A 19,276-nucleotide genomic window follows, 5' to 3' on the forward strand; every position below is an offset into this window, starting at 1 on the left:
CCCCCCAAAGCCCGCGCCGTTTGTCTGGCGGGCGTCGGCGCCGGCGCCGACGGCATCGGTACAAACGGCAACGCCGGAAGAGAAACAACCGAACGCCCGGGAGATTCTCGACCGGCTGCGTCGCGGACGACGCGGCACGATATCAACGAGGAGCTCGACCGCCTCACGATGTTCGTGCAAACGGTGGAAAGCCTCGCCCAGGATGCCTTGCGCCAGGAAGTCCACGATATCGATACGGACCTGACGCTGCCGCCGGCCGCAACGCGGGCGAACAAGCTTTTGGGCTTTGGGCAATTCGGGGAGCCGGCCGTCTATGACCGGGCTGCGACGGAAGCCGACCCCACGCTTGGCGGCGAATCGAACGACGGCCTCAACCTGGGCGGCGGCCAAGGGGTGTTCGCGGAGAAATCCGGCGTCACGTTGCGTTTCAAGTCGCTGGTCGCCGGAAATGGCATCGGTCTCGCCGCGAATGCGAACGAGATCACGCTAACCGGAACCGCGCTTAATTTGCTGACGACGGCCGGCGACCTTGTCACGCGCGACGCCTCGTCGCCGGTGCGACTCGCCATGGGTACGAGCAATCAGGTCCTGAAGGTGAACGCCGCCGGCACCGGGCTTGGCTGGGAAACACTGAAGACGTTGGCCGGCGCGAAGGTGGATTTCCAGACCTTCGCGCTTGCGACAAACACCGCGGCAAGCCTGACAACACCCGCCGGAAGCGGAATTGCCCTCGCCTTTGGACTCAACGCGCTTGGTGATTCGGCCGGTGCGCTTTTCTCGTGGCGGGTGGATGCGTCCCGTTTCTGCAGCCTGATCGCGAAGATCACCGGTGTTGAAGCAACGACCGGGGTATTAACCGGAACGACGGGCAACCCGGACAAGATCACTTATTCCGCTCATTCGGACGGCAAGCTTTACATTGAAAACCGGCTCGCCAGCACCCGGAATATCGCTGTCTTGCTGTTCGCGACGAGCCCGGCCTGATGGCAAAAGACATGGCGGGTCTGCGCACGCAGGTTCTCGCCATGCTGCCCGGCCTGATGGGGAAGGCGATGACCAGCTACCGTCGCTTCGCCGCCGCGCAGCAACCAAAGGATCCGAAAGGGTTTGCAACCCATCATGCCGCGTGCCGGGCGGCGCTTGCGCATATGGAGCTGCTGATCCGGCTCGCGCGCTGGGCGGAGACAAACGAGGTTGGCAACGAGGAAAGCAACGAGGACGTGGCAAAGCTGATCGCCGAAGCGCGGGCGGCAATGGCTGAGATGACGGAGGAGGCATGACGTGGCCAACTTTTCCGGAATTCGTCTGGCTTTGGAATCGCCTGCAAGCTCAGCCCACCCCGAAACTGCACCTGGAGATCACGCACTGGCTGGGCGAACGCTGGCAAGAAGGCGACCGCGAGCTTTTGTTGATTGCCTTCCGCAACAGCGGGAAATCAACGATTTCCGGTCTATTTTCGGCCTGGCTTTTGGGCAGGAACCCAAACTTGCGAATCCTCGTCCTCGCCGCCGAACAGGAGCTGGCGAACAAGATGGTCCGCAACGTCATGCAGATCATCGAGCGGCACCCGCTGACGCGACAGCTTAAACCAAAACGCGCCGACCAGTGGGCTGCCTCTAAATTCACCGTGAAACGCCGGCTGCACCTTCGCGATCCTTCGATGCTGGGACGCGGGATCAACGCGAACGTTACGGGAAGCCGGGCAGACGTCGTGCTGTGCGACGACGTCGAGGTGCCGAATACCTGCGACACGGCGCCGAAGCGGGCGGATTTGCGACGGAAGCTGGCCGAAATCGAATATGTGCTGGTGCCGGACGGCCTACAGCTATACCTCGGCACCCCGCACACCTATTACACGATTTATACGGACGAGGTGCGGAAGGAAACCGGCGAGGAGCGGCCCTTCCTGGACGGGTTCAAGCGGCTTGAACTTCCCATCCTGGATGGGAAGGGAAAGAGCCGCTGGCCGGAGCGTTTCTCGAAAAAGAAGATCGCCGCAATCAAACGGCGAAGCGGGCCAAACAAGTTCGCAAGCCAGATGCTGCTTAGGCCCATGAATATCGCGGAAAGCCGCTTGGACCCCGACCGGCTGCGTCTCTACGAGGGCGAGCTCGATTACCGCGAATCGAACAAGGTGGCGAGTCTCCACCTCGAAGGGCGGCGCCTCGTTTCGGCAAGTTGCTGGTGGGACCCCGCCTTCGGATCTCCGGAGCGCGGCGATTCGAACGTGGTTGCCGCCCTCTATACGGACGAAGAAGGCGGCTATTGGCTGCATCGCTTGCACTACTTCACGTGGGAACCGGGCTCGGAAGTGGACGAGGCAACCCAGCTCTGTCGCCGGGTGACGGGATTCCTGAAAGGACTTTACCTGCCGAGCCTGATCCTGGAGACGAATGGGCTTGGCCGTTTCCTGCCGGGCCTCCTGCGGCGCGAACTGGCGCAAGCTGGTCTTGGCACGAGCGTCCTGGAGACGACTTCCACTCGCACCAAGGACTTGCGGATTTTGGACGCGTTCGACGCCGTGCTCGCGGCGGGTGCGTTGCATGCACATCGCAGCATTTGGACGACCCCTTTCGTCACGGAAATGCGGGAATGGCAGCCCGGCACCCACGGGCCGGACGACGGGCTGGATGCGGTGAGCGGCTGCCTGCTCGTCGAGCCTGTTCGCCTGCCGCTGACGACCCCGCCGGGCCGGCGCGACTGGCGCGGGGCGCGAAGCGTCGTTGCGAAGACAGATTTCGAGGTTTGAACGAGGAGATTTCGGATGGAGACCCAGTGGAGCGTCAGCCTGATCTGGTGGATCACTGCCGTTGAACTTCCGACATTGGCCAGTCTTTTCTGGCTGATCTGGCGTGCCCGGAGCGAAGCGCAGGCCTCGCTCGAACGGCTGTACCATGCCTTTCAGACGGATGCCGACGAGCACCGGATGAACCTGGCCACCTTCAAACTGGAGGTTGCAAAATTCTACGCCTCGATCGCGCATCTGAAGGATGTGGAAACGCGACTTTCCCGCCATCTCCAACGGATCGAGGACAAGCTCGACAACCAGATCCAGAGGTGGCGATGAACGCGCGGGCCGATTTCGCCGAACGCGAGGAAAGACGGCTTGGCCGGTTGCTCGCCGCCGCAATCCATGCGGAATGCACACACGCCGCCGGGCATGGCAAGGGAAATGTGCGCGACATGGAAGCGATCGCCGCCGCGTTTTTGAACAGGGCGGCGCTTGAAACCCGGAAAGGGACAAGCGGCGTAAGTTTCGAGACGCTTTGCCAGGAACGGATTGCGCTTGTGGAACGTCCACTGGACCGCCAAACGGAAGACCCCCTTTTTGTTGCCTGCCATCGGATCGCGCGGCGCGCGCTCGCCGGAGTGTTGCCGGACCCAACGCAAGGGGCAACGCACTTTCATACGCAGGAGACATTTCCAGGATGGGCGCATGGACGCACACCCGCCGCCGCCTTCGGCAATCATCTCTATTACCGGGAGGAAACCTAGATGCTGGCGGCCCTGCTTGCCGAAATCGGACTTCCCTTTCTCGTGCGGACAGTAGAAAGGGCGCTGGGTGGCCTCGAAAACCCGATCGCGCAATCGGCGGCGAACGCGCTCAAAGGCGTCGGTTCCGCGATCGAGAAGGGAACGATCACGCCGGAGGAAGTGCGCGAGGCGAACCGCCACGTCGAGCGCCTGGCCGAAATTGACGCGGAGCAAGAAGCGCGAATTTTGCGTGAGATCAACCAAACGATCCGCTCGGAAGTAAGCTCGGGGGATTCGTATGTTCGCAGGATGCGGCCCACTTTCGGCTATATCCTGGCGCTTACCTGGCTTGCCCAGATGCTGGCTGTCGCCCATGTGATCGCGTTCGATCCGGCGCGCGCCGGCGAGGTGGTGGCGTCTCTCGGGCATTTAAGCACTATCTGGACGGTGGGATTGAGCGTGCTCGGAATTTACGTCTACAAGCGCTCCCAGGAAAAAACGGCTGGCCTTCTTCCCGGCCCCGGCCAGGACGTTCTCGGCAGGCTTGCAAAACGCTTCGGCGGAAAATAGGGGTTCGCTACCCAGCCGCGTGGCTTTCCGCTAGGTTGGGGGCGCCATGGGGTTTGAAATTGCCACTTTCACGGCCGGTTACCGGCTGATTGCGCCATTCCTCCGATGGCTGCCGCCGGAAGCCGCCCACGACCTGATTCTGGCGGCGCTTGGCCTCGGGCTTGCGCCGCGAAGGCGGGCAGTGGACGAGCCGTCGCTGGCAACGCGCGCCTTTGGGCTTTCCTTTCCGAACGCGATCGGCCTGGCGGCCGGTTTCGACAAGAACGCCGAAGCGGTGGACGCCATGTTCCGTTTCGGCTTCGGTTTCGTCGAGGTCGGCACCGTGACACCCAAGCCCCAGGCCGGCAATCCGAAGCCTCGGCTTTTTCGCCTGACGAAGGACGAAGCCGTCATAAACCGCTTGGGCTTCAACAGCGACGGCATGGCGAAGGTGGTTGAACGGCTGCGCCGGCGAGGCGACGCGGCGGGCCACGCCCCCGGCGTCGTCGGCGTGAACGTCGGCAAGAACCGCGAAAGTGAGAACGCCAGCACCGACTACGCCGCTGCTGCCGCTGCCTTCGCGGGCCTTGCGGATTACCTTGTCCTCAACGTTTCCTCGCCGAACACGCCGGGCCTTCGCGACCTCCAGACGAAGGCGCGCGTGAGGGAAGTCCTCGAAAAGACCCGCGCCGCCATAACGGGAAAAGGGCTTGGCCAGCCGACACCGTTGCTTTTGAAAGTCGCCCCCGATCTTGAGGAGGCGGAACGCGAAGGAATCGCGGAGGTTGCCTTGGAAGGACTCGCGGACGGCCTTGTCATCGGCAACACGACGCTAACGCGCCCTTCCTACTTGCAAAGCCCGCTGCGCCATGAGGCGGGCGGCTTGAGCGGCAAGCCGCTGTTTGCTCTTTCGACCGAAGTGCTTGCCGATTTCTACCGCCGAACGGAAGGGCGCGTGCCCCTGATCGGGACCGGCGGAATCGCCAGTGGCGAGGAGGCGTATGCGAAGGTCCGAGCCGGCGCTTCGCTCGTACAGCTTTATACGGCGCTGGTTTTCGAAGGGCCGGCACTGGTGACGCGAATCCGGCGCGAACTTGACCGGCTTCTCCGCCGCGACGGCTTCACCCATGTCGAGCAGGCCATAGGCGCCGACCATCGGCAACTGCGCTAGGTTTCCAGCCAAAAGAAAAGGGCCGCCCCGAAAGGCGACCCTTTTTTCAACACAAAGCTCTTAAGGCTTTAGAAGCTTGGTTCCGGCGGTGTCAGATGGGTCTGGATTTTTGCCGCGTCTTCCGGCTTCTCCGTCACCATCGCCTCCGTCGTCACCATAAGGCCCGCGATGGAAGCCGCGTCCTGAAGCGCGATGCGAACGACCTTTGCCGGGTCGATGATGCCCGCCTTCACCATGTTGACGTATTCGCCCTTCTGAGCGTCGAAGCCGAAATCCGTATCCTTGCCTTCCAGAAGTTTTCCGGCAATGACGGCGCCGTCGGCACCGGCGTTGTTCGCGATTTGGCGCACCGGAGCTTCCAGGGCGCGGCGAACAATTTCGACGCCGACGCGCTGGTCTTCGTTGGCGACCTTCAGCTTCGAAAGCGCCCGCGTCGCATAGAGGAGCGCCGAACCGCCGCCGGCCACGATGCCTTCCTCGACGGCCGCCCGCGTTGCATTAAGGGCATCGTCGACGAGGTCCTTCCGCTCCTTCACCTCGGCTTCCGTCGCCCCGCCGACGCGAATCACCGCAACCCCGCCGGCGAGCTTCGCCAGACGCTCCTGCAGCTTCTCCTTGTCGTATTCGGAGGTGGTTTCCTCGACCTGCTTGCGGATTTGCGTGCAGCGCGCCTTGATATCGCTTTTCTTACCGGCGCCATCCACGATCGTCGTATTTTCCTTTGTGGCGCCGACCTTTTTCGCCGTGCCCAGCATGGCAAGAGTCACGTTCTCAAGCTTGATACCAAGGTCTTCGGAGATGACCTGGCCGCCGGTGAGCGTGGCGATATCTTCGAGCATTGCCTTCCGGCGATCCCCAAAGCCGGGCGCCTTCACACCCAGCACCTTGAGCCCGCCGCGCAGCTTGTTGACAACCAGCGTGGCCAACGCTTCGCCTTCGATGTCCTCGGCAACGATGACGAGCGGACGGCCCGCCTGCACGACCGCCTCGAGAAGCGGCAGCATCGGCTGCAGGCTCGAAAGCTTACCCTCGCTCAAGAGGATGTAGGGGGTTTCCAGCTCGCAGACCATGCGCTCGGCGTTCGTAATGAAGTAAGGCGAGACATAGCCCCGATCGAACTGCATGCCTTCGACGACTTCCAGTTCGTCCTGAAGACCCTTCGCCTCCTCGACCGTGATGACGCCTTCTTTGCCGACCTGCTCCATGGCGTCAGCAATTTTCTTACCAATTGCCGATTCGCCGTTCGCCGAAATTATGCCGACCTGCATAATTTCCGCACTGGTCGAGATTTTCTTCGCGCGCTTAGCGACGTCTTCGACCACGGCTGCGACCGCGAGATCGATGCCGCGCCGAAGATCCATCGGATTCATGCCGGCAGCCACCGCTTTGACGCCTTCCTTCAGAATCATATGCGTCAGGACGGTTGCCGTCGTCGTACCGTCGCCGGCTTCCTCGTTCGTGCGGCTTGCCACCGAGCGAACCATCTGCGCGCCCATGTTCTCGAACTTGTCTCCCAGCTCGATTTCGTTGGCGACCGTCACACCGTCTTTCGTGATTCGCGGCGTGCCGAAAGATTTATCCAGAATTACGGTGCGCCCCTTCGGGCCCAGTGTCACTTTCACGGCGTTTGCGAGCGTTTCGACCCCGCGCAACATGCGCGTGCGCGCATCAACACCAAAGAGAATTTCTTTTGCAGCCATAGCCTTCGACTCCTCTTGTCCCAGCGTCCTTCGTTAACTCTTCTTCTTGTTCTTGTTTTTCGCGCCAGTCACGATTCCCAAAATATCGGACTCTTTCACAATCAGCAGATCCTCGCCGTCGATTTTCACCTCGGTACCGGACCACTTCCCGTAAAGCACCCGATCGCCCGCCTTGACATCGAGCGGAATGAGCTTGCCCATTTCGTCGCGGGTGCCGGAGCCCACCGCAAGAATTTCGCCTTCCTGGGGTTTTTCCTTTACCGTATCCGGTATGATGATACCGCCGGCGGTCTTCTCTTGCGATGCCAGGGGCCGAATCAACGCTCGGTCGTGTAATGGCTTGAATTCCATGATTTTTTCTCCATAACTCCTCTTTCCAGCAACCGAAAAACCGGTTGGGGATGCCTTTTGGCACTCTTCATTCTAGAGTGCTAATGCTCTACGCAAGCCTTCGTTGTCTGTCAAGAAAAACCATGCGAAATCGGTATCAGAGGCCGGGCGCGCCGAGCTGATTCACGGAGCCGAGAGGGCTCTGGTCTTCCCACCCCTTGCCGCCAACCAGGTTCTTTTCGACATATTCGAGAAGACGGGCGACGGATTCCTCGACCGTGAGTTCGTCCGTATCGAGGGTAAGTTCCGGTGTTTCCGGCGCCTCGTAGGGCGAGGAGACGCCAGTGAAATCGGGAATCTCGCCGGTTCGGGCCCGCCGGTAGAGTCCCTTCGGATCCCGCCGTTCGCAAGTAGCGAGAGAAGCCTTCACGTAAACTTCGTGAAAGCCTTCCGGCGCTATGGCGCGCACACGGTCGCGATCGGCCCGGTAAGGCGAAATGAAGGCGGTGATCACGATCAAGCCGGCTTCCGCGAAAAGAGCGGCAACCTCGCCGGCGCGCCGAATATTTTCGGCTCGATCTTCCGGCAAAAAACCAAGATTCGCGTTCAACCCGTTCCGCAGGTTATCGCCGTCAAGGACGTACACTTGATAGCCCTTGCGAAAAAGTTGACTTTCGAGTTCAAGCGCCAGCGTCGACTTGCCCGCCCCGGAAAGGCCGGTCAGCCAGAGCACGCCACTGCGGTGCCCGTTCAACTGCCAGCGCGACGCCGCATCCACACGGTGGTCGACGAAGAAAATATTGGTCGCCTTCCGCGTAACGCTTTGCCGCTGATCGGGGTAGCCTTTCATGTTGACGATGCCGCCGCCGACGATGGCGTAGTCTTCGACGAGAACGAAACGCCCCGTATGCGAGTTGTCGGAAAATTCGTCCAGCGCGACCAGGCCGCGCGTGCGCAACGTCACCTCCGCGACTGCGTTCTTGACGACTTCCTCGCCTTTTTGAGAGGAAAGGTCCGCCACCTCGACAATACGGTCGATGGATTGCACCTCGGCACGGTATTCGCCGGTGTGCAGCTTGAGCTTGTAGCGGTTGCCAACCTTCAGAGGTTTATGGCCGAGCCAAAAGATGTTGGCGCGGAAGACGTTCGTTTCGATCGGCGGATTTTCCGCATGGCTGGCCACTTGGCCGCGCTCGATGAAAATCTGTTCGTGCAGCGTGACCGCGATCGACTGGCCGGCGGAAGCGGCTAGGCTGGGCACGGAAGCGCCCCAGTTTTCGATGCTCGCCACCTTTGCGGCCTTGTTCGAAGGCGACAGCAGGATCGTGTCGCCGACGCGAAGCCGGCCGCTTTCGATGCGGCCGACGATGAGCCGGCGATGGTCGAACTTATAGACGTCCTGGATGGGAAATCGAAGCGGCAGTTCGGTCGGCGGCACCGGCGGCTGAAAGCCGTCCAGCGCCTCGACGACCGTGGGCCCGTCGTACCAGTCCATCCGGTCGGAACGCCGAACAATGCCGCCGCCCTCGCGGGCAGAGACGGGAATGATATGCCGGGCCTCGACGCCGATCCCGGCCAGGTACCTGCGGTACTCTTCCTCCACCTTCACGAAGCGGCTCTCAGAATAGTCGGCAAGGTCCATCTTGTTGATGGCGACGACGACTTGGCGAACGCCGAGAAGGTGCAGGAGATAACCGTGCCGACGGGATTGTTCCTGCACGCCTTCATGGGCGTCGATCACAAGAAGCGCCGCGTCGGCGCTGGCCGCGCCACTCACCATGTTCTTCAGAAATTCCTTGTGGCCGGGAGCGTCGATGATGACGTAGTCGCGCTTTGCCGTCTTGAAGCGGATCTGGGAAGCGTCGATCGTGATCCCCTGGTCCCGCTCCGCCTGCAGCGCGTCCATAAGAAACGCCCACTCGAAGGGCATCCCCCGACGTTCGCACATGGCCTGAATCGCCTCCAGCTTCCCCTCCGGGAAAGAGTCCGTGTCGTAGAGGAGCCGCCCGACGAGAGTCGATTTGCCATGATCGACATGGCCGACGATCACAACGCGGAGAAGCGCCGCGTTCAGCGCACGCTCGGAAGAGATCGGGCCCGCCATCTACATATACCCCTCGACCCGGAGCCGTTCGAACGCGTCCTCCGATTCCTTGTCCTGAGCGCGGCCGGAACGTTCGGAAATCTTCGTCGTTTCAAGCTCGGCGATGATGTCGTCAATCGTCGCGGCGGTCGAGGCGACGGTGCCCGTGCACGGCGCGCAGCCGAGCGAGCGATACCGCCGACCGTCCTTCGCGAAATACAGATCCACGACCGGGATGTTCTCCCGCCGGATGTACCGCCAGATGTCGAGTTCCGTCCAGTGCAGGATGGGATGGATACGCAGATGCGTGCCCGGTGCAAAATCCGTCTTGAACTGGTCCCAGAATTCCGGCGGCTGGTCGCGAAAGTCCCACTCCGCGTGTTCGCCGCGCGGGCTGAAGACGCGTTCCTTCGCGCGGGTTCCTTCCTCGTCGCGCCGGATGCCGGCGAAGACGCCGGTGAAGCCCTGGGCGGCGATCGTCTGTTTGAGGCCTTCCGTCTTGAGGGCCCCGCAGCAAACGACGCGCCCCTTCTCCGGCCCCATGCCCGCCGCGAGCGCCGCCTTGTTCTGGCCGACGATCAGATTCAAATTCCATTCCTTCGCCATGCGATCGCGAAACGCGATCATCTCGGGCATCTTGTAGGAGGTGTCGATGTGCACGAGCGGAAAAGGCACGTGGCCAAGGAACGCCTTCCGGGCCAGCCACAAAAGGACATTGCTGTCCTTCCCGATCGACCACAGCATCGCCAGCTTGTCGATCTTGTTGAAGGCTTCCCGGAAGATGTAGAGGCTTTGGTTTTCCAGGGCGTCGAGGTAATTCATGGGTTTTTGGACCAGCGTGCCTTATGGATGCCGCATTCTGTCTTGTCGCTTGCCGCCCAGCGACCGGCGCGGATTTCTTCGTTCGGCTCGATCCGGCGCGTGCAGGTCGTACAGCCAATGGAAAGATAACCTTGCGCCACCAGCGGGTGGGGAGGCAAGTCGCGCGCTTTGAATTCGGCGGCGATGTCGGCTTGGCTCCACCGCACCAGCGGGTTGATCTTGATCTTTCCGTCCTCCGCTTCGATCGTCGGCAACGTGGTGCGGCCATCGCCATGGAAACGCTTGCGGCCGGTGATCCACGCATCGAAATCGCCAAGCGCGCGATTGAGCGGCCGAACCTTGCGAAGGTCGCAGCAGGCGTCGTAATCCCGCGACCAAAGAGTTGCATCGGGGTCTTCCGCCACAAGCTCCGCCGCGTCCGGCCGCAGCACGCGAACGTCCGTCAACCCGAGGCGTGCGACAAGCGTTTCCTTATAGCGAAGCGTCTCCTCAAAAAGCTTCCGCGTATCGAGAAAAAGGACCGGCGTCGCCGGATCGATCTCGGCGACCAGCGCCAGCAGCACGCCCGCCTCCGCCCCGAAGGAGGAGCCAAGCGCGATACGGCCTCGGAATTCCTTCTCGATCATGACGCGGAGAAGCGCAAGCCCATCGAGATGGCCATAGGCCTTATCGAGAGCCGCAACCCGAGGCTTCGCCGCTTCCGCCTTCGCCAGCGCTGTCATGCGAGGTGACCTTGCCTGTCTTATTTAACTAAATAAATTAGTTAAATATACTATATATACATTCATATTACGTTATTTACGCAAAACACAACCGATTTCTATGTAATTCGTATTGCTATACATAATAAATATGTACAATACGAAATAACAACTTGATTTACCTATAATTTTATAGCGCCTCGCCGTTTTTTAGCGGCCGCGCCCTACCGGCTCATATGCCGGTGGTGTGATGGAGCGCTTCGGCCAGAGCCGCGCGCAACCGTTTCACGCGAATCGGCTTTTCCAGGCTCTGAACGAAGGGAAGGCCGAAGGCGTCGCCAAGACTGCGGGCGCTCTCCAACAGTTTTCCACTATAGCCGCTCATGACGAAAATGGGGGCCGCGCAGCCGATCTCCGCCAGGTGACGCAGACATTCGATCCCGTCCGTTTCCGGCATGACGAGATCGAGCATGACGACGGTCGGCTTGAAAGTCTGAAAGGCGGCCAGGAACTCCGTCGGGTGGACGGTCGTGTAAACCTCGAAGCCTTCGCCTTCGGCCACGTTGCGGATGAGGTCACAGATTTCTTCCTCGTCATCGATGACGAGTAGACGTTTCGACGTCATGACGGCTTCACCCCTTACAAACCCCTGACGAACGGTAGCATGCCGTATAATGGTGTTTTAAGCCTTAAGGCATGGTTGTCGGCGTCTTCAGCCGACAGCCCACGCCGCTTTATTTTTCCCATCCCCCTTGCCCCCGTCAAGGAAAGTGCCTAAGGACGCACCAGGAGGCACCCATGACAAGGGAAATCCCCATCCGCCCCCCTTCCCATGGGCGACAAGTTGCGATCTGGCTTTTCCTGTGCGCGGGCCTTGTTTTCACCATGGTCCTGCTGGGAGGAACCACGCGGCTTTCAAACGCCGGCCTTTCCATCGTCGAATGGAAGCCGCTGACCGGCATCCTGCCGCCGCTCTCGGAGGCGGAATGGCAAGCGGTCTTCGCGCAATACCGGGCCTTTCCCGAATACGAGATGCGGCACATCGGCATGACATTGGCCGAGTTCAAATCGATCTTTTGGCTGGAGTACCTGCACCGCCTGTGGGGCCGCTTCATCGGCGCCGTTTTCTTCTTTCCTTTTCTTTATTTCTGGCTGCGCGGCGCGCTCGACCGGAAACTGGCCGCACGACTTCTCGGCGTCTTTCTGCTCGGCGCCTTTCAAGGCTGGCTCGGCTGGTACATGGTGCAAAGCGGCCTGGTCGAACGGCCCGACGTCAGTCCCTACCGGCTGGCCGCCCATCTCGGGCTGGCGTCGATCGTTTTCGCGCTTCTCTTCCGGCTTGGTCTTAGCTGCCGGCCGACGGCGGCCGGAAAACGGCCGCCATCCCTTTTCGGCGCCGCCACGGCCGGCACGGTAGCGCTGGTTTTCCTGACCATTCTCGCCGGCGCCTTCGTCGCCGGCATCGACGCCGGCCTTACCTACAACACCTTCCCGAGAATGGGGGAAGGCTTCGCCCCGGACGGCTACTGGGCGCTGGAACCCGCCTGGCGGAATTTCTTCGAGAACATCCCGAGCGTGCAATTCAACCACCGGCTGCTTGGCGGGTTCACGTTTCTTTGGGTGGCGGCGCTCTGGCTTGCTTCCTGGCGGGTGACGGTTTCGAAACGGGCGAGACTGGCGCTCGGCCTTCTTCTGGCCATGGCGACCCTGCAGGCAGGCCTTGGCATCGCGACACTTCTCCATGCCGTGCCGCTGCCGCTTGGCGTAGCGCACCAGGCGGGGGCTCTCCTTCTGTTTACTCTGGCGCTGTGGGCCGAGGATGAAACCCGGCGGGAAGGGAATTAAGGCCGCGCCATGCCGAAGCCCGCCGCCGGACACTTCGAGACCGTTTGCCACCCGCCCGCCTCCGGCGGACCGGCCGGCAAGCTCGTCGTCCTCCTGCACGGCTATGGCGCAGACATGCACGACCTGATCGGGCTGGCGCCGCATTGGGCGGGGTTGATGCCGGATGTCGAATTCCTTTCGCCGAACGCGCCCGAACCTTGCGCCGGCTATCCGATTGGCCGCCAGTGGTTTCCGGTCGGCAGCCTCGACATCGAGGAAATGCACGCCGGCGTCCTTGACGCGGCCCCCCGGTTGGATGCCTTCCTCGACGCCGAACTCGAAAAGCGCGGGCTCACGGAACGCGATCTTGCGCTCGTCGGGTTTTCGCAAGGCACGATGATGGCGCTGCACGTTGGCCTGCGCCGCAGCCATCCGCCGGCCGGCATCCTCGGCTTTTCCGGCGTCCTCGTCGGCGCCGAAACCTTGGCCGAAGAAATCCGCGTCCGGCCGCCGGTCTTCCTGGTGCATGGCGCGGCCGACCCCATGATCCCGGTGCAGGCTTTAACGATGACGGAAAACGCCCTGCGCGCGGCGGGCGTTCCGGTGAAGTCCCATGTTTCACAAGGGCTTGGCCACGGGATAGACGCGGCGGGCCTGGCCTTGGGAGGCCGCTTCCTGGCCGAAATTCTGGGCACACCCGCCGACGGGTAAGCCGCGCCCGGCCATTCTCCATGCCCCCCTGAAGCCCCCTCAACCCACGGTTTTTGCTAGCTTTTTATCTCTCGACAAGGCACAATCCGCTCGCCTGTCCGGCCTTAGGGAAGCCTTGGCGCGGTCAAAAGAGGAAGGCGTGGAAGCGCAGCTAAAGAATTACCCGGCCCTCGTGCTGAACGCGGATTTCCAGCCGCTCAATTATTTTCCGCTCTCCACCTGGTCCTGGCAGGACGCGATCAAGGCGGTCGTCCTCAACCGGGTCAGCATTCTTTCCGAATACGATTTCTTCATCCGTTCGCCGAGCCTCAAGCTCCGGCTGCCGAGCGTGATCGCGCTCAAGGAATACATCCCGATCCGCCGTCACCCGGCCTTCACGCGGTTCAACGTTTTCCTGCGCGACCATTTCCGTTGCCAATATTGCAGCGCGGCTTACGCGTCCGAGGACCTTACCTTCGATCACGTCGTGCCGCGCTCCCGCGGGGGGCGGACGACCTGGATGAACGTGGTTTCCGCCTGCGGCCATTGCAACATCCGCAAGGGTGGGCGCACGCCCGAACAGAGCGGCATGCATCCAAGAACCCGCCCCGCACAGCCAACCGCCTACGACCTTCGCGAGAACGGCCGCGCCTTCCCGCCGAACTATCTGCACGAAAGCTGGCGGGACTATCTCTACTGGGATACGGAACTCGAACAGTCCTGAGGCCGGCGGCTCACACCCGGGTCGAAAGCCAGATGGCAAGGCGCGAGGCCGCCTTGACCGCCCCGCTCAAAAGCGCATAGGCGGGGGCGGCTTCCGCCCCGTGCGCGAGGGCGGTTGCCTTGTGAGCAAGTTCGTCCTCGCGGAACGCCGCGATCACCTCGCGCAATTCCGGCTCCGCCTCGTCCAGCCGGTCGAGCTGCCCGCGGTAGTGCGCATCAATCACCTCCTCGACGGCGACCGTGCAGGCCATGGCGGCGCGCGCGCCCAGAAGTGCCGTCGCCGCCCCCAGGGCGAAGCCGGCCACGTGCCAGAAAGGCGTAAGCAGCGTCGGGCGGACGCGGCGGTCCGCGACCAGCTTCTCGAAGACATTGAGATGGGCGCGTTCCTGCTCCAGAAGGCGCCGCAGCACGTCGCCTTTCTCGGTCTCTCCCAACACGGCCACCTGGCCTTGGTAAATGCGGACGGCGCCGTACTCGCCGGCGTGATCGACCCGGATCATCCGCTCGACGGCCTCCGCCGGCGACGGATCGCCGGGCAGCCGTGAGGCCGGGGACCGTCGCGTCTCGGTCATGGGTTGCTTCCTTTCCGCAGGATGCGCGCGGCCCACAGGGCGGAGGCCGCCAGGGCGAGCGAGGCGAGCGCGTTGAAACCGGCGATCGAGATTCCGAAAAGCGCCCACGGCACCTCGTCGCAGCGCGCGGGCTCCGTCGCCCGCAGGCTTTGCCGAAGCATCTCGAGGCTTTCGCTCTCGCCGCCGCCTGCGCACGCCGCCGAAAGCGTGAACCAGCCTTGCTCGACGCCGACATGGTAGGAAGCAAGCCCCGCATTGCCGAGGAAAAGCAACGCCAGCACCAGGCAAAGACCGGAAGCCGCCCTGGCCTCGGGCCGGAACAGGAAGGCGAGAAGGGCGATACCCGCCGCCAGCCCGTAAGGGAGGCGCTGGTAGAGGCAGAGCGCGCAGGGCTTGAGCCCGGCAAACTGAAAGCCGTAGGCGACCCCGAGGGCGCCCACGCTCAGCGCGAAAAATCCCAGAAACACGGCCCTTCGGCTCACGCTCATAGGACGTATTTTAGGAGAAGGGCGAGCCCGATCGCTACCACGAAGACCAGGACCGAAAGCGGCGCCAGGTTCTTCTCGACGAAGCCGCGGATGGAGGGCCCGAAATACCAGAGCAGCCCCGCCTCGATGTAAAAGCGAAGCCCGCGCCCAACCAGCGAGGCAAGCAGGAAGGGCGGGACAGCCATGCCGACGGCGCCGCTTGCGATGGTGATCACCTTGTAGGGAAAGGGCGTGAAGGCGGCGCCGACCACGATCCAAATCCCCCACGCCCGGTAATGGGTCTGGAATTCCACAAACGCCGCCGTGAAGCCATAGAAATCGAGAAGCGGCCGACCCACCACCTCATAGAAGAAGAAGCCGATCCCGTAACCGAGCAGCGCGCCGGCCACCGAAGCCATCGTGCAGAGCCCGGCCAGAAAGAAAGCGCGTTCCCGCCGGGCCAGGCACATCGGCACCAGCAGAAGATCCGGCGGCACCGGAAAGAAGGCGCTTTCCGTGAACGAGACGGCGGCAAGCGCGGCAAAGGCCCGCTTGCCCGCAGCAAGCCGCATCGTGGCGTCGTAGAGGCGTTTCAGCATCAACCGATCCGGCCCCCCCCCGCAAGGGGCGCGACCAAAAGGCGCAACACGGGCGCCAATAGAACCCGCGGGACGGACCTTGGCAAGACCCGCCATTGACCGGAGCTTCCCGACGGTTAGGATAGCGACCCCTAAGGCCCCTGTGGCGGAATTGGTAGACGCGCCAGACTCAAAATCTGGTTCCGGCAACGGAGTGGGAGTTCGACTCTCCCCGGGGGCACCAGGTTTCGCAGCGCACACCCCACCTCATGGCTTCCGCCCACGCCTGCCGCCTATGCGCCGTGCTCGCAAGGTGGCGCGGCGTGCGTCGGCATCCGCGTCAAGCGCGTCCGCGTCAAGGGGTGGGTGTCGGGCGCGGCGCGTGCGGCAAGGCTTCTTCCATCGCGCACCGCCAGCTTGCGTAGCGCCGGCGCAGGCCGGGCGCAGGCTGCGGCGCGAAGGTTCTGGCTTCCGCCGCGGGCCAGGCGGCCGGACAACCGGCCACAAGATAGGCAAGACCGCGCGCCGTCGCCTCGCGGAATTCGGGGCAGACGACGGCAAGCCCGCTTACATCGGCCAGCCGCTGCGCCAGCCCGGCCAACGCGGCAAGCCCGCCGGTCAGCCGGACGCACCGGAGCATGGGCGAAAGACCTCGAAGCGCTTCGAGGTTCACTGCCAGCAGGAAGACGATGCTTTCCAGCACGGCGACGATCCGTGCCGGTGCTTCGCCCGCGCCCACGAAGCGGGAGGGAAAATCCGGCACCCAATAGGGCGAGCCGAGGCCCGACACCCCGTTCAGGAAAAGCGGCGGGCGGGTCGCCGCCGCCAGCCAGGCTGGCGCCTGCCGAAGAACATCGGCGAGCCGCAGGCCGAGTTCGCCCGCCACCGTTTCCAACGCCACGCCAGCACCGTTTACGGTGCCCTCGACGACATAGAGCGGACGACCGTTCTCTTCCAGGACGACACCGCTCAAAAGCCCGGGCAGCCGCACCGGCTTGTCGCCGACAATGCGCTGGACGAAGGCGCCGGTCCCGATATTCGCGAAGGCGTCCTGCGGCGCGGGCGCCCCACCGGCGAAGAGGGCCGCCGCCTGATCGCCGGTCATGACCCGGAAGGGAATCCGCCACGCGCCTGCCTCGAAATGGCCGAAGGCGTGCCGGGTGGGAACGCAGGCCGGCAGCGCCACCCGCGGCACGCCGAAAAGGTCGAGCAGGTCCGCCGCCCAGTCGCGAGTCTGGAAATCCCACAAGAGCGTGCGCGAGGCGTTCGCCGGATCTACGACATGGGGCCGTTCGGCAAGCAGGCGAAACAGCAGAAAGCTTGCCATCGGCCCAAGCGCCAGGCGGCCTTCCGCAAGGGCTTCGCGCACGCCGGGCAGGTGATCGAGGCACCAGCGAAACTTGCTCGCCCCGTAATGGGCCGACAGCACGAGGCCGGTCCGCGCGTGGACGCGCTCCGCCTCCCCCGCAAAGCCGGCCAGCCACTTGGCGGCGCGCCGGTCCTGCCACGAAAGGACGGGCGAGAGCGCCGCACCCGTCCGCCGGTCCCAGCAAACCAGGCTCGAGCGCTGGGTGGCGAGGCCGCCGGCCGCAACCGCCGCGGCCCACCCGCCAAGCTTGGCCAACACCCGTTCGGCCACCTCGCGGACGGAGGCGGCAACGGCGTCCGCGTCCTGCTCCACCCGGTCGTCGCCGGAACGCAAGGTGGCGACCGGGGCCTCGGCCATCGCCTGCGCGCCCGCTTGCGAATCGAAGACGATGGCGCGGGAGGCGTGCCCGCCTTGGTCGATCGCGAGGTAAAGCGGTGTGGAAGCGGTCGAAGCCATGATCCCGGCGGCCCTTCGCTATGATCTAGGTGCTGGCGGCGCAAACCGGTCCAACGCTACCATCGCCGCCTCGGGAAAACCCCTCTTATTCGCGGGAGCGCGGTAAGGCCGCGGCATGTTCGACGATCGCAAGGACGCCGGGAAAAAGCTTGCCGCCAGGCTTCGCCGCCTGGCCGGCGAAAAGCCAATCGTCTTCGCCCTGCCGCGCGGCGGCGTCGTCGTCGGCTTCGAGATCGCCAAGGCGCTGAAGGCGCCGCTCGACGTCGTCCTCGTGCGCAAGCTCGGCGCCCCGGACCAGCCGGAACTCGCCCTGGGCGCCGTCGTCGAGGGGGAAACGCCCGAACTCGTCACCAACCCCGAGATCGTCGCCGCGCTCGGCCTTTCCGCAAGCGATCTGGAAAAAGGCAAACAACACCTTCTTCGGGAAATCGCCGAGCGGCAGCGGCGCTACCGCGGCGGCCGGAAGCGGACGCCGGCGACCGGCCGGACGGCGATCGTCGTCGACGACGGGATCGCGACGGGGGCGACCGTGCGGGCGGCGCTCCGGGTGCTCCGCAAGGAAGGCCCGAAGCGGCTCATCCTCGCCGTTCCCGTGGCGCCACCCGAGACCCTTGAACGCCTGGCGCAAGACGCGGACGACACCCTTTGCCTGGAAGCGCCGCCCGATTTTGGCGCGGTCGGCTTCTACTACGCGGACTTCCGCCAGACCGCGGACGCCGAGGTCGTCGCCCTTTTGCGGGCGGCGGAAGCCTTCGCCTGAAATCCTAGTAGGCCTTGGCCGCGTTCAAGGACCAGTCGTAGTCATCGCCGGCAATGGCCGCCACCCCCGCCAGCGCTTCCCGTAAAGGCGGGGCGGCGTAGGCGCGAAGATGCCGGAGCACGCCGGCCGCGCCGCCGAAATCCTCGCCGTACCAGGCGTAGATGCTGGAGACGACGAGCTTTCCCCCGTCGAGGCGCGCCCCGCGCGGGTGGTTGACATAGGCGCTGGCCGCCGCCTCGAGTCTTTCCTCTATGCCTTCCGCCGCGTAAGGCCGCGCGTCGAGGTTCGGGCAGCCGATGGCAGCGCAATTGACGGCGTAGTGGACGCGGGGGTCCCGCCAGATGGGGCGCAGGATGCGGTGTTCGATGTCGTTCAGGGAAAGTTCGACCCCTTCCACCGTCACGAGCTTCGCGTCCCATGGCCCGACCGCAAAAAAGCCGGGCGAGATGCCGATGTCGCGGATGGTGGCCACCGGGTAATGATCGAGGATCACCCGTACGGTAAGCGCGTTGTAGAAATTGACCCAGTAGGCGAACTGTTCGTGCCGGTTGAGCCGACCGACGGCGGTTTTTTGCAACGCGTCGAGATAACCGGCAAGAAGGGCGCGGGCCTCCGCCGTGACGGAGCCATAGGCGACCCGGTTAACGCCGTCCGCCGACGCCACGACGTAGCGTTCGAGGAAGCGACCCCAGGCCGCGTGATCGACGCGTGCGCGCGATTCCGCGTCCACCACCTCCCAGCGCGCCCAGGGTTCCGCCTTCGGGGCCGAGAGAAAATCGCCGATACCGGCGGCGGCCACCGGCGGCGCCAACAACGCCGCCCACAGCAGAACCAAGAAAATCGGGCGCGGCGAATGCATGGGCGCTGTCCCCTTATCCCTCTCTAGTGCGGCAAGCCTACTACAAAGGAAGCGGCGAGCGGCTTTACAAGCCGTTGAAGAAAGCCGGACCGCGCCATGGAGACGTAACCGATTTGCCATATTGGCCGTCTATTTTTTGTCCGGCACC

At 63.5% G+C, this 19,276-nt stretch carries 22 protein-coding genes and 1 tRNA gene; 12 read left to right on the plus strand and 11 right to left on the minus strand.

Translation table 11 applies throughout. The annotated features are described in order from the left end of the window. The 7 genes from AB1781_03735 to AB1781_03765 form a co-directional block, all read left to right on the plus strand. Positions 1 to 984: hypothetical protein (locus AB1781_03735; GenBank protein ID MEW5703683.1), on the plus strand; the 984-nt coding region annotated here is incomplete at its 5' end. Then, a complete protein-coding gene (locus AB1781_03740) occupies positions 984 to 1,280 on the plus strand; it encodes a hypothetical protein (protein MEW5703684.1) in 297 nt (98 codons plus the stop codon). The genes AB1781_03735 and AB1781_03740, both read left to right, overlap by 1 nt. Next, entirely contained in the window at positions 1,277 to 2,749 is a 1,473-nt protein-coding gene (gene terL / locus AB1781_03745) for a phage terminase large subunit (GenBank protein MEW5703685.1), read from the plus strand. Before AB1781_03740 ends, terL begins: the two co-directional genes overlap by 4 nt. A gap of 15 nt (positions 2,750 to 2,764) precedes the next feature. Further along, on the plus strand, positions 2,765 to 3,067 hold the full coding sequence (locus AB1781_03750; protein MEW5703686.1) for a hypothetical protein: 303 nt from the start codon (positions 2,765 to 2,767) through the stop codon (positions 3,065 to 3,067). Further along, positions 3,064 to 3,495 (plus strand): cell wall hydrolase, encoded by a 432-nt coding sequence (locus tag AB1781_03755; GenBank protein MEW5703687.1) that lies wholly within the window; start codon positions 3,064 to 3,066, stop codon positions 3,493 to 3,495. Before AB1781_03750 ends, AB1781_03755 begins: the two co-directional genes overlap by 4 nt. After that, complete coding sequence (locus AB1781_03760; protein ID MEW5703688.1) at positions 3,496 to 4,044, plus strand: 3TM-type holin; 549 nt, start codon at positions 3,496 to 3,498, stop codon at positions 4,042 to 4,044. It begins immediately after the preceding gene. Positions 4,045 to 4,090: 46 nt separating this feature from the next. Beyond that, positions 4,091 to 5,194, plus strand: a complete 1,104-nt coding sequence (locus AB1781_03765) for a quinone-dependent dihydroorotate dehydrogenase (GenBank protein MEW5703689.1) — start codon at positions 4,091 to 4,093, stop codon at positions 5,192 to 5,194. A gap of 68 nt (positions 5,195 to 5,262) precedes the next feature. Here AB1781_03765 and groL read toward each other — a convergent pair whose 3' ends face one another. The 6 genes from groL to AB1781_03795 all read right to left on the minus strand — a co-directional run bounded on the left by groL (position 5,263) and on the right by AB1781_03795 (position 11,455). Continuing rightward, positions 5,263 to 6,894: a chaperonin GroEL gene (gene groL / locus AB1781_03770; GenBank protein MEW5703690.1), complete on the minus strand. Its 1,632-nt coding sequence runs from the start codon at positions 6,892 to 6,894 to the stop codon at positions 5,263 to 5,265. Positions 6,895 to 6,927: 33 nt separating this feature from the next. Continuing rightward, entirely contained in the window at positions 6,928 to 7,245 is a 318-nt protein-coding gene (locus AB1781_03775) for a co-chaperone GroES (protein ID MEW5703691.1), read from the minus strand. A gap of 136 nt (positions 7,246 to 7,381) precedes the next feature. Next, a complete protein-coding gene (gene cysC, locus AB1781_03780; GenBank protein MEW5703692.1) occupies positions 7,382 to 9,328 on the minus strand; it encodes an adenylyl-sulfate kinase in 1,947 nt (648 codons plus the stop codon). Beyond that, the gene (cysD, locus tag AB1781_03785; GenBank protein ID MEW5703693.1) at positions 9,329 to 10,129 is read right to left on the minus strand and encodes a sulfate adenylyltransferase subunit CysD; all 801 of its coding nucleotides are present in this window, start codon (positions 10,127 to 10,129) and stop codon (positions 9,329 to 9,331) included. It lies immediately after the preceding gene. After that, on the minus strand, positions 10,126 to 10,851 hold the full coding sequence (locus AB1781_03790; protein ID MEW5703694.1) for a phosphoadenylyl-sulfate reductase: 726 nt from the start codon (positions 10,849 to 10,851) through the stop codon (positions 10,126 to 10,128). Before AB1781_03790 ends, cysD begins: the two co-directional genes overlap by 4 nt. Positions 10,852 to 11,062: 211 nt before the next feature. Beyond that, complete coding sequence (locus AB1781_03795) at positions 11,063 to 11,455, minus strand: response regulator (GenBank protein ID MEW5703695.1); 393 nt, start codon at positions 11,453 to 11,455, stop codon at positions 11,063 to 11,065. Between the two features lie 173 nt (positions 11,456 to 11,628). Here AB1781_03795 and AB1781_03800 point away from each other — a divergent pair, with 173 nt between their 5' ends. The 3 genes from AB1781_03800 to AB1781_03810 all read left to right on the plus strand — a co-directional run bounded on the left by AB1781_03800 (position 11,629) and on the right by AB1781_03810 (position 14,068). Beyond that, positions 11,629 to 12,675, plus strand: coding sequence for a COX15/CtaA family protein (locus AB1781_03800; protein ID MEW5703696.1), 1,047 nt, complete (start codon positions 11,629 to 11,631; stop codon positions 12,673 to 12,675). A gap of 9 nt (positions 12,676 to 12,684) precedes the next feature. Next, on the plus strand, positions 12,685 to 13,365 hold the full coding sequence (locus tag AB1781_03805; protein MEW5703697.1) for a dienelactone hydrolase family protein: 681 nt from the start codon (positions 12,685 to 12,687) through the stop codon (positions 13,363 to 13,365). A gap of 115 nt (positions 13,366 to 13,480) precedes the next feature. Then, the gene (locus AB1781_03810; protein ID MEW5703698.1) at positions 13,481 to 14,068 is read left to right on the plus strand and encodes an HNH endonuclease; all 588 of its coding nucleotides are present in this window, start codon (positions 13,481 to 13,483) and stop codon (positions 14,066 to 14,068) included. 10 nt (positions 14,069 to 14,078) lie between these two features. Here the strand turns inward: AB1781_03810 and AB1781_03815 are convergent, their stop codons facing one another. Genes AB1781_03815 through AB1781_03825 form a run of 3 tightly spaced genes read right to left on the minus strand, consistent with a single transcriptional unit; the run spans position 14,079 to position 15,705 of the window. Then, positions 14,079 to 14,639, minus strand: a complete 561-nt coding sequence (locus tag AB1781_03815; GenBank protein MEW5703699.1) for a demethoxyubiquinone hydroxylase family protein — start codon at positions 14,637 to 14,639, stop codon at positions 14,079 to 14,081. Then, positions 14,636 to 15,127, minus strand: coding sequence for a disulfide bond formation protein B (locus AB1781_03820; GenBank protein MEW5703700.1), 492 nt, complete (start codon positions 15,125 to 15,127; stop codon positions 14,636 to 14,638). Before AB1781_03820 ends, AB1781_03815 begins: the two co-directional genes overlap by 4 nt. Next, the gene (locus AB1781_03825) at positions 15,124 to 15,705 is read right to left on the minus strand and encodes a YqaA family protein (protein ID MEW5703701.1); all 582 of its coding nucleotides are present in this window, start codon (positions 15,703 to 15,705) and stop codon (positions 15,124 to 15,126) included. Before AB1781_03825 ends, AB1781_03820 begins: the two co-directional genes overlap by 4 nt. A 136-nt stretch (positions 15,706 to 15,841) precedes the next feature. On the opposite strand from AB1781_03825, the gene AB1781_03830 reads away from it, so the two are divergent. Continuing rightward, positions 15,842 to 15,928: transfer RNA gene (locus AB1781_03830), tRNA-Leu, on the plus strand. A 111-nt stretch (positions 15,929 to 16,039) separates the two neighbouring features. On the opposite strand, the gene AB1781_03835 is transcribed toward AB1781_03830, so the two are convergent. Next, positions 16,040 to 17,509 carry an FGGY family carbohydrate kinase gene (locus AB1781_03835; GenBank protein ID MEW5703702.1) on the minus strand — a complete coding sequence of 490 codons (1,470 nt, stop codon included), beginning with the start codon at positions 17,507 to 17,509 and terminating at the stop codon, positions 16,040 to 16,042. A 115-nt stretch (positions 17,510 to 17,624) separates the two neighbouring features. Between AB1781_03835 and AB1781_03840 the strand changes: the two genes are divergently transcribed. Then, positions 17,625 to 18,269, plus strand: a complete 645-nt coding sequence (locus AB1781_03840; GenBank protein ID MEW5703703.1) for a phosphoribosyltransferase — start codon at positions 17,625 to 17,627, stop codon at positions 18,267 to 18,269. Positions 18,270 to 18,273: 4 nt separating this feature from the next. Here the strand turns inward: AB1781_03840 and AB1781_03845 are convergent, their stop codons facing one another. Further along, on the minus strand, positions 18,274 to 19,128 hold the full coding sequence (locus AB1781_03845) for a DUF547 domain-containing protein (GenBank protein ID MEW5703704.1): 855 nt from the start codon (positions 19,126 to 19,128) through the stop codon (positions 18,274 to 18,276). Positions 19,129 to 19,276: the final 148 nt, after the last annotated feature.

This window comes from Pseudomonadota bacterium (genome assembly GCA_040752895.1).
Classification (GTDB): Bacteria; Pseudomonadota; Alphaproteobacteria.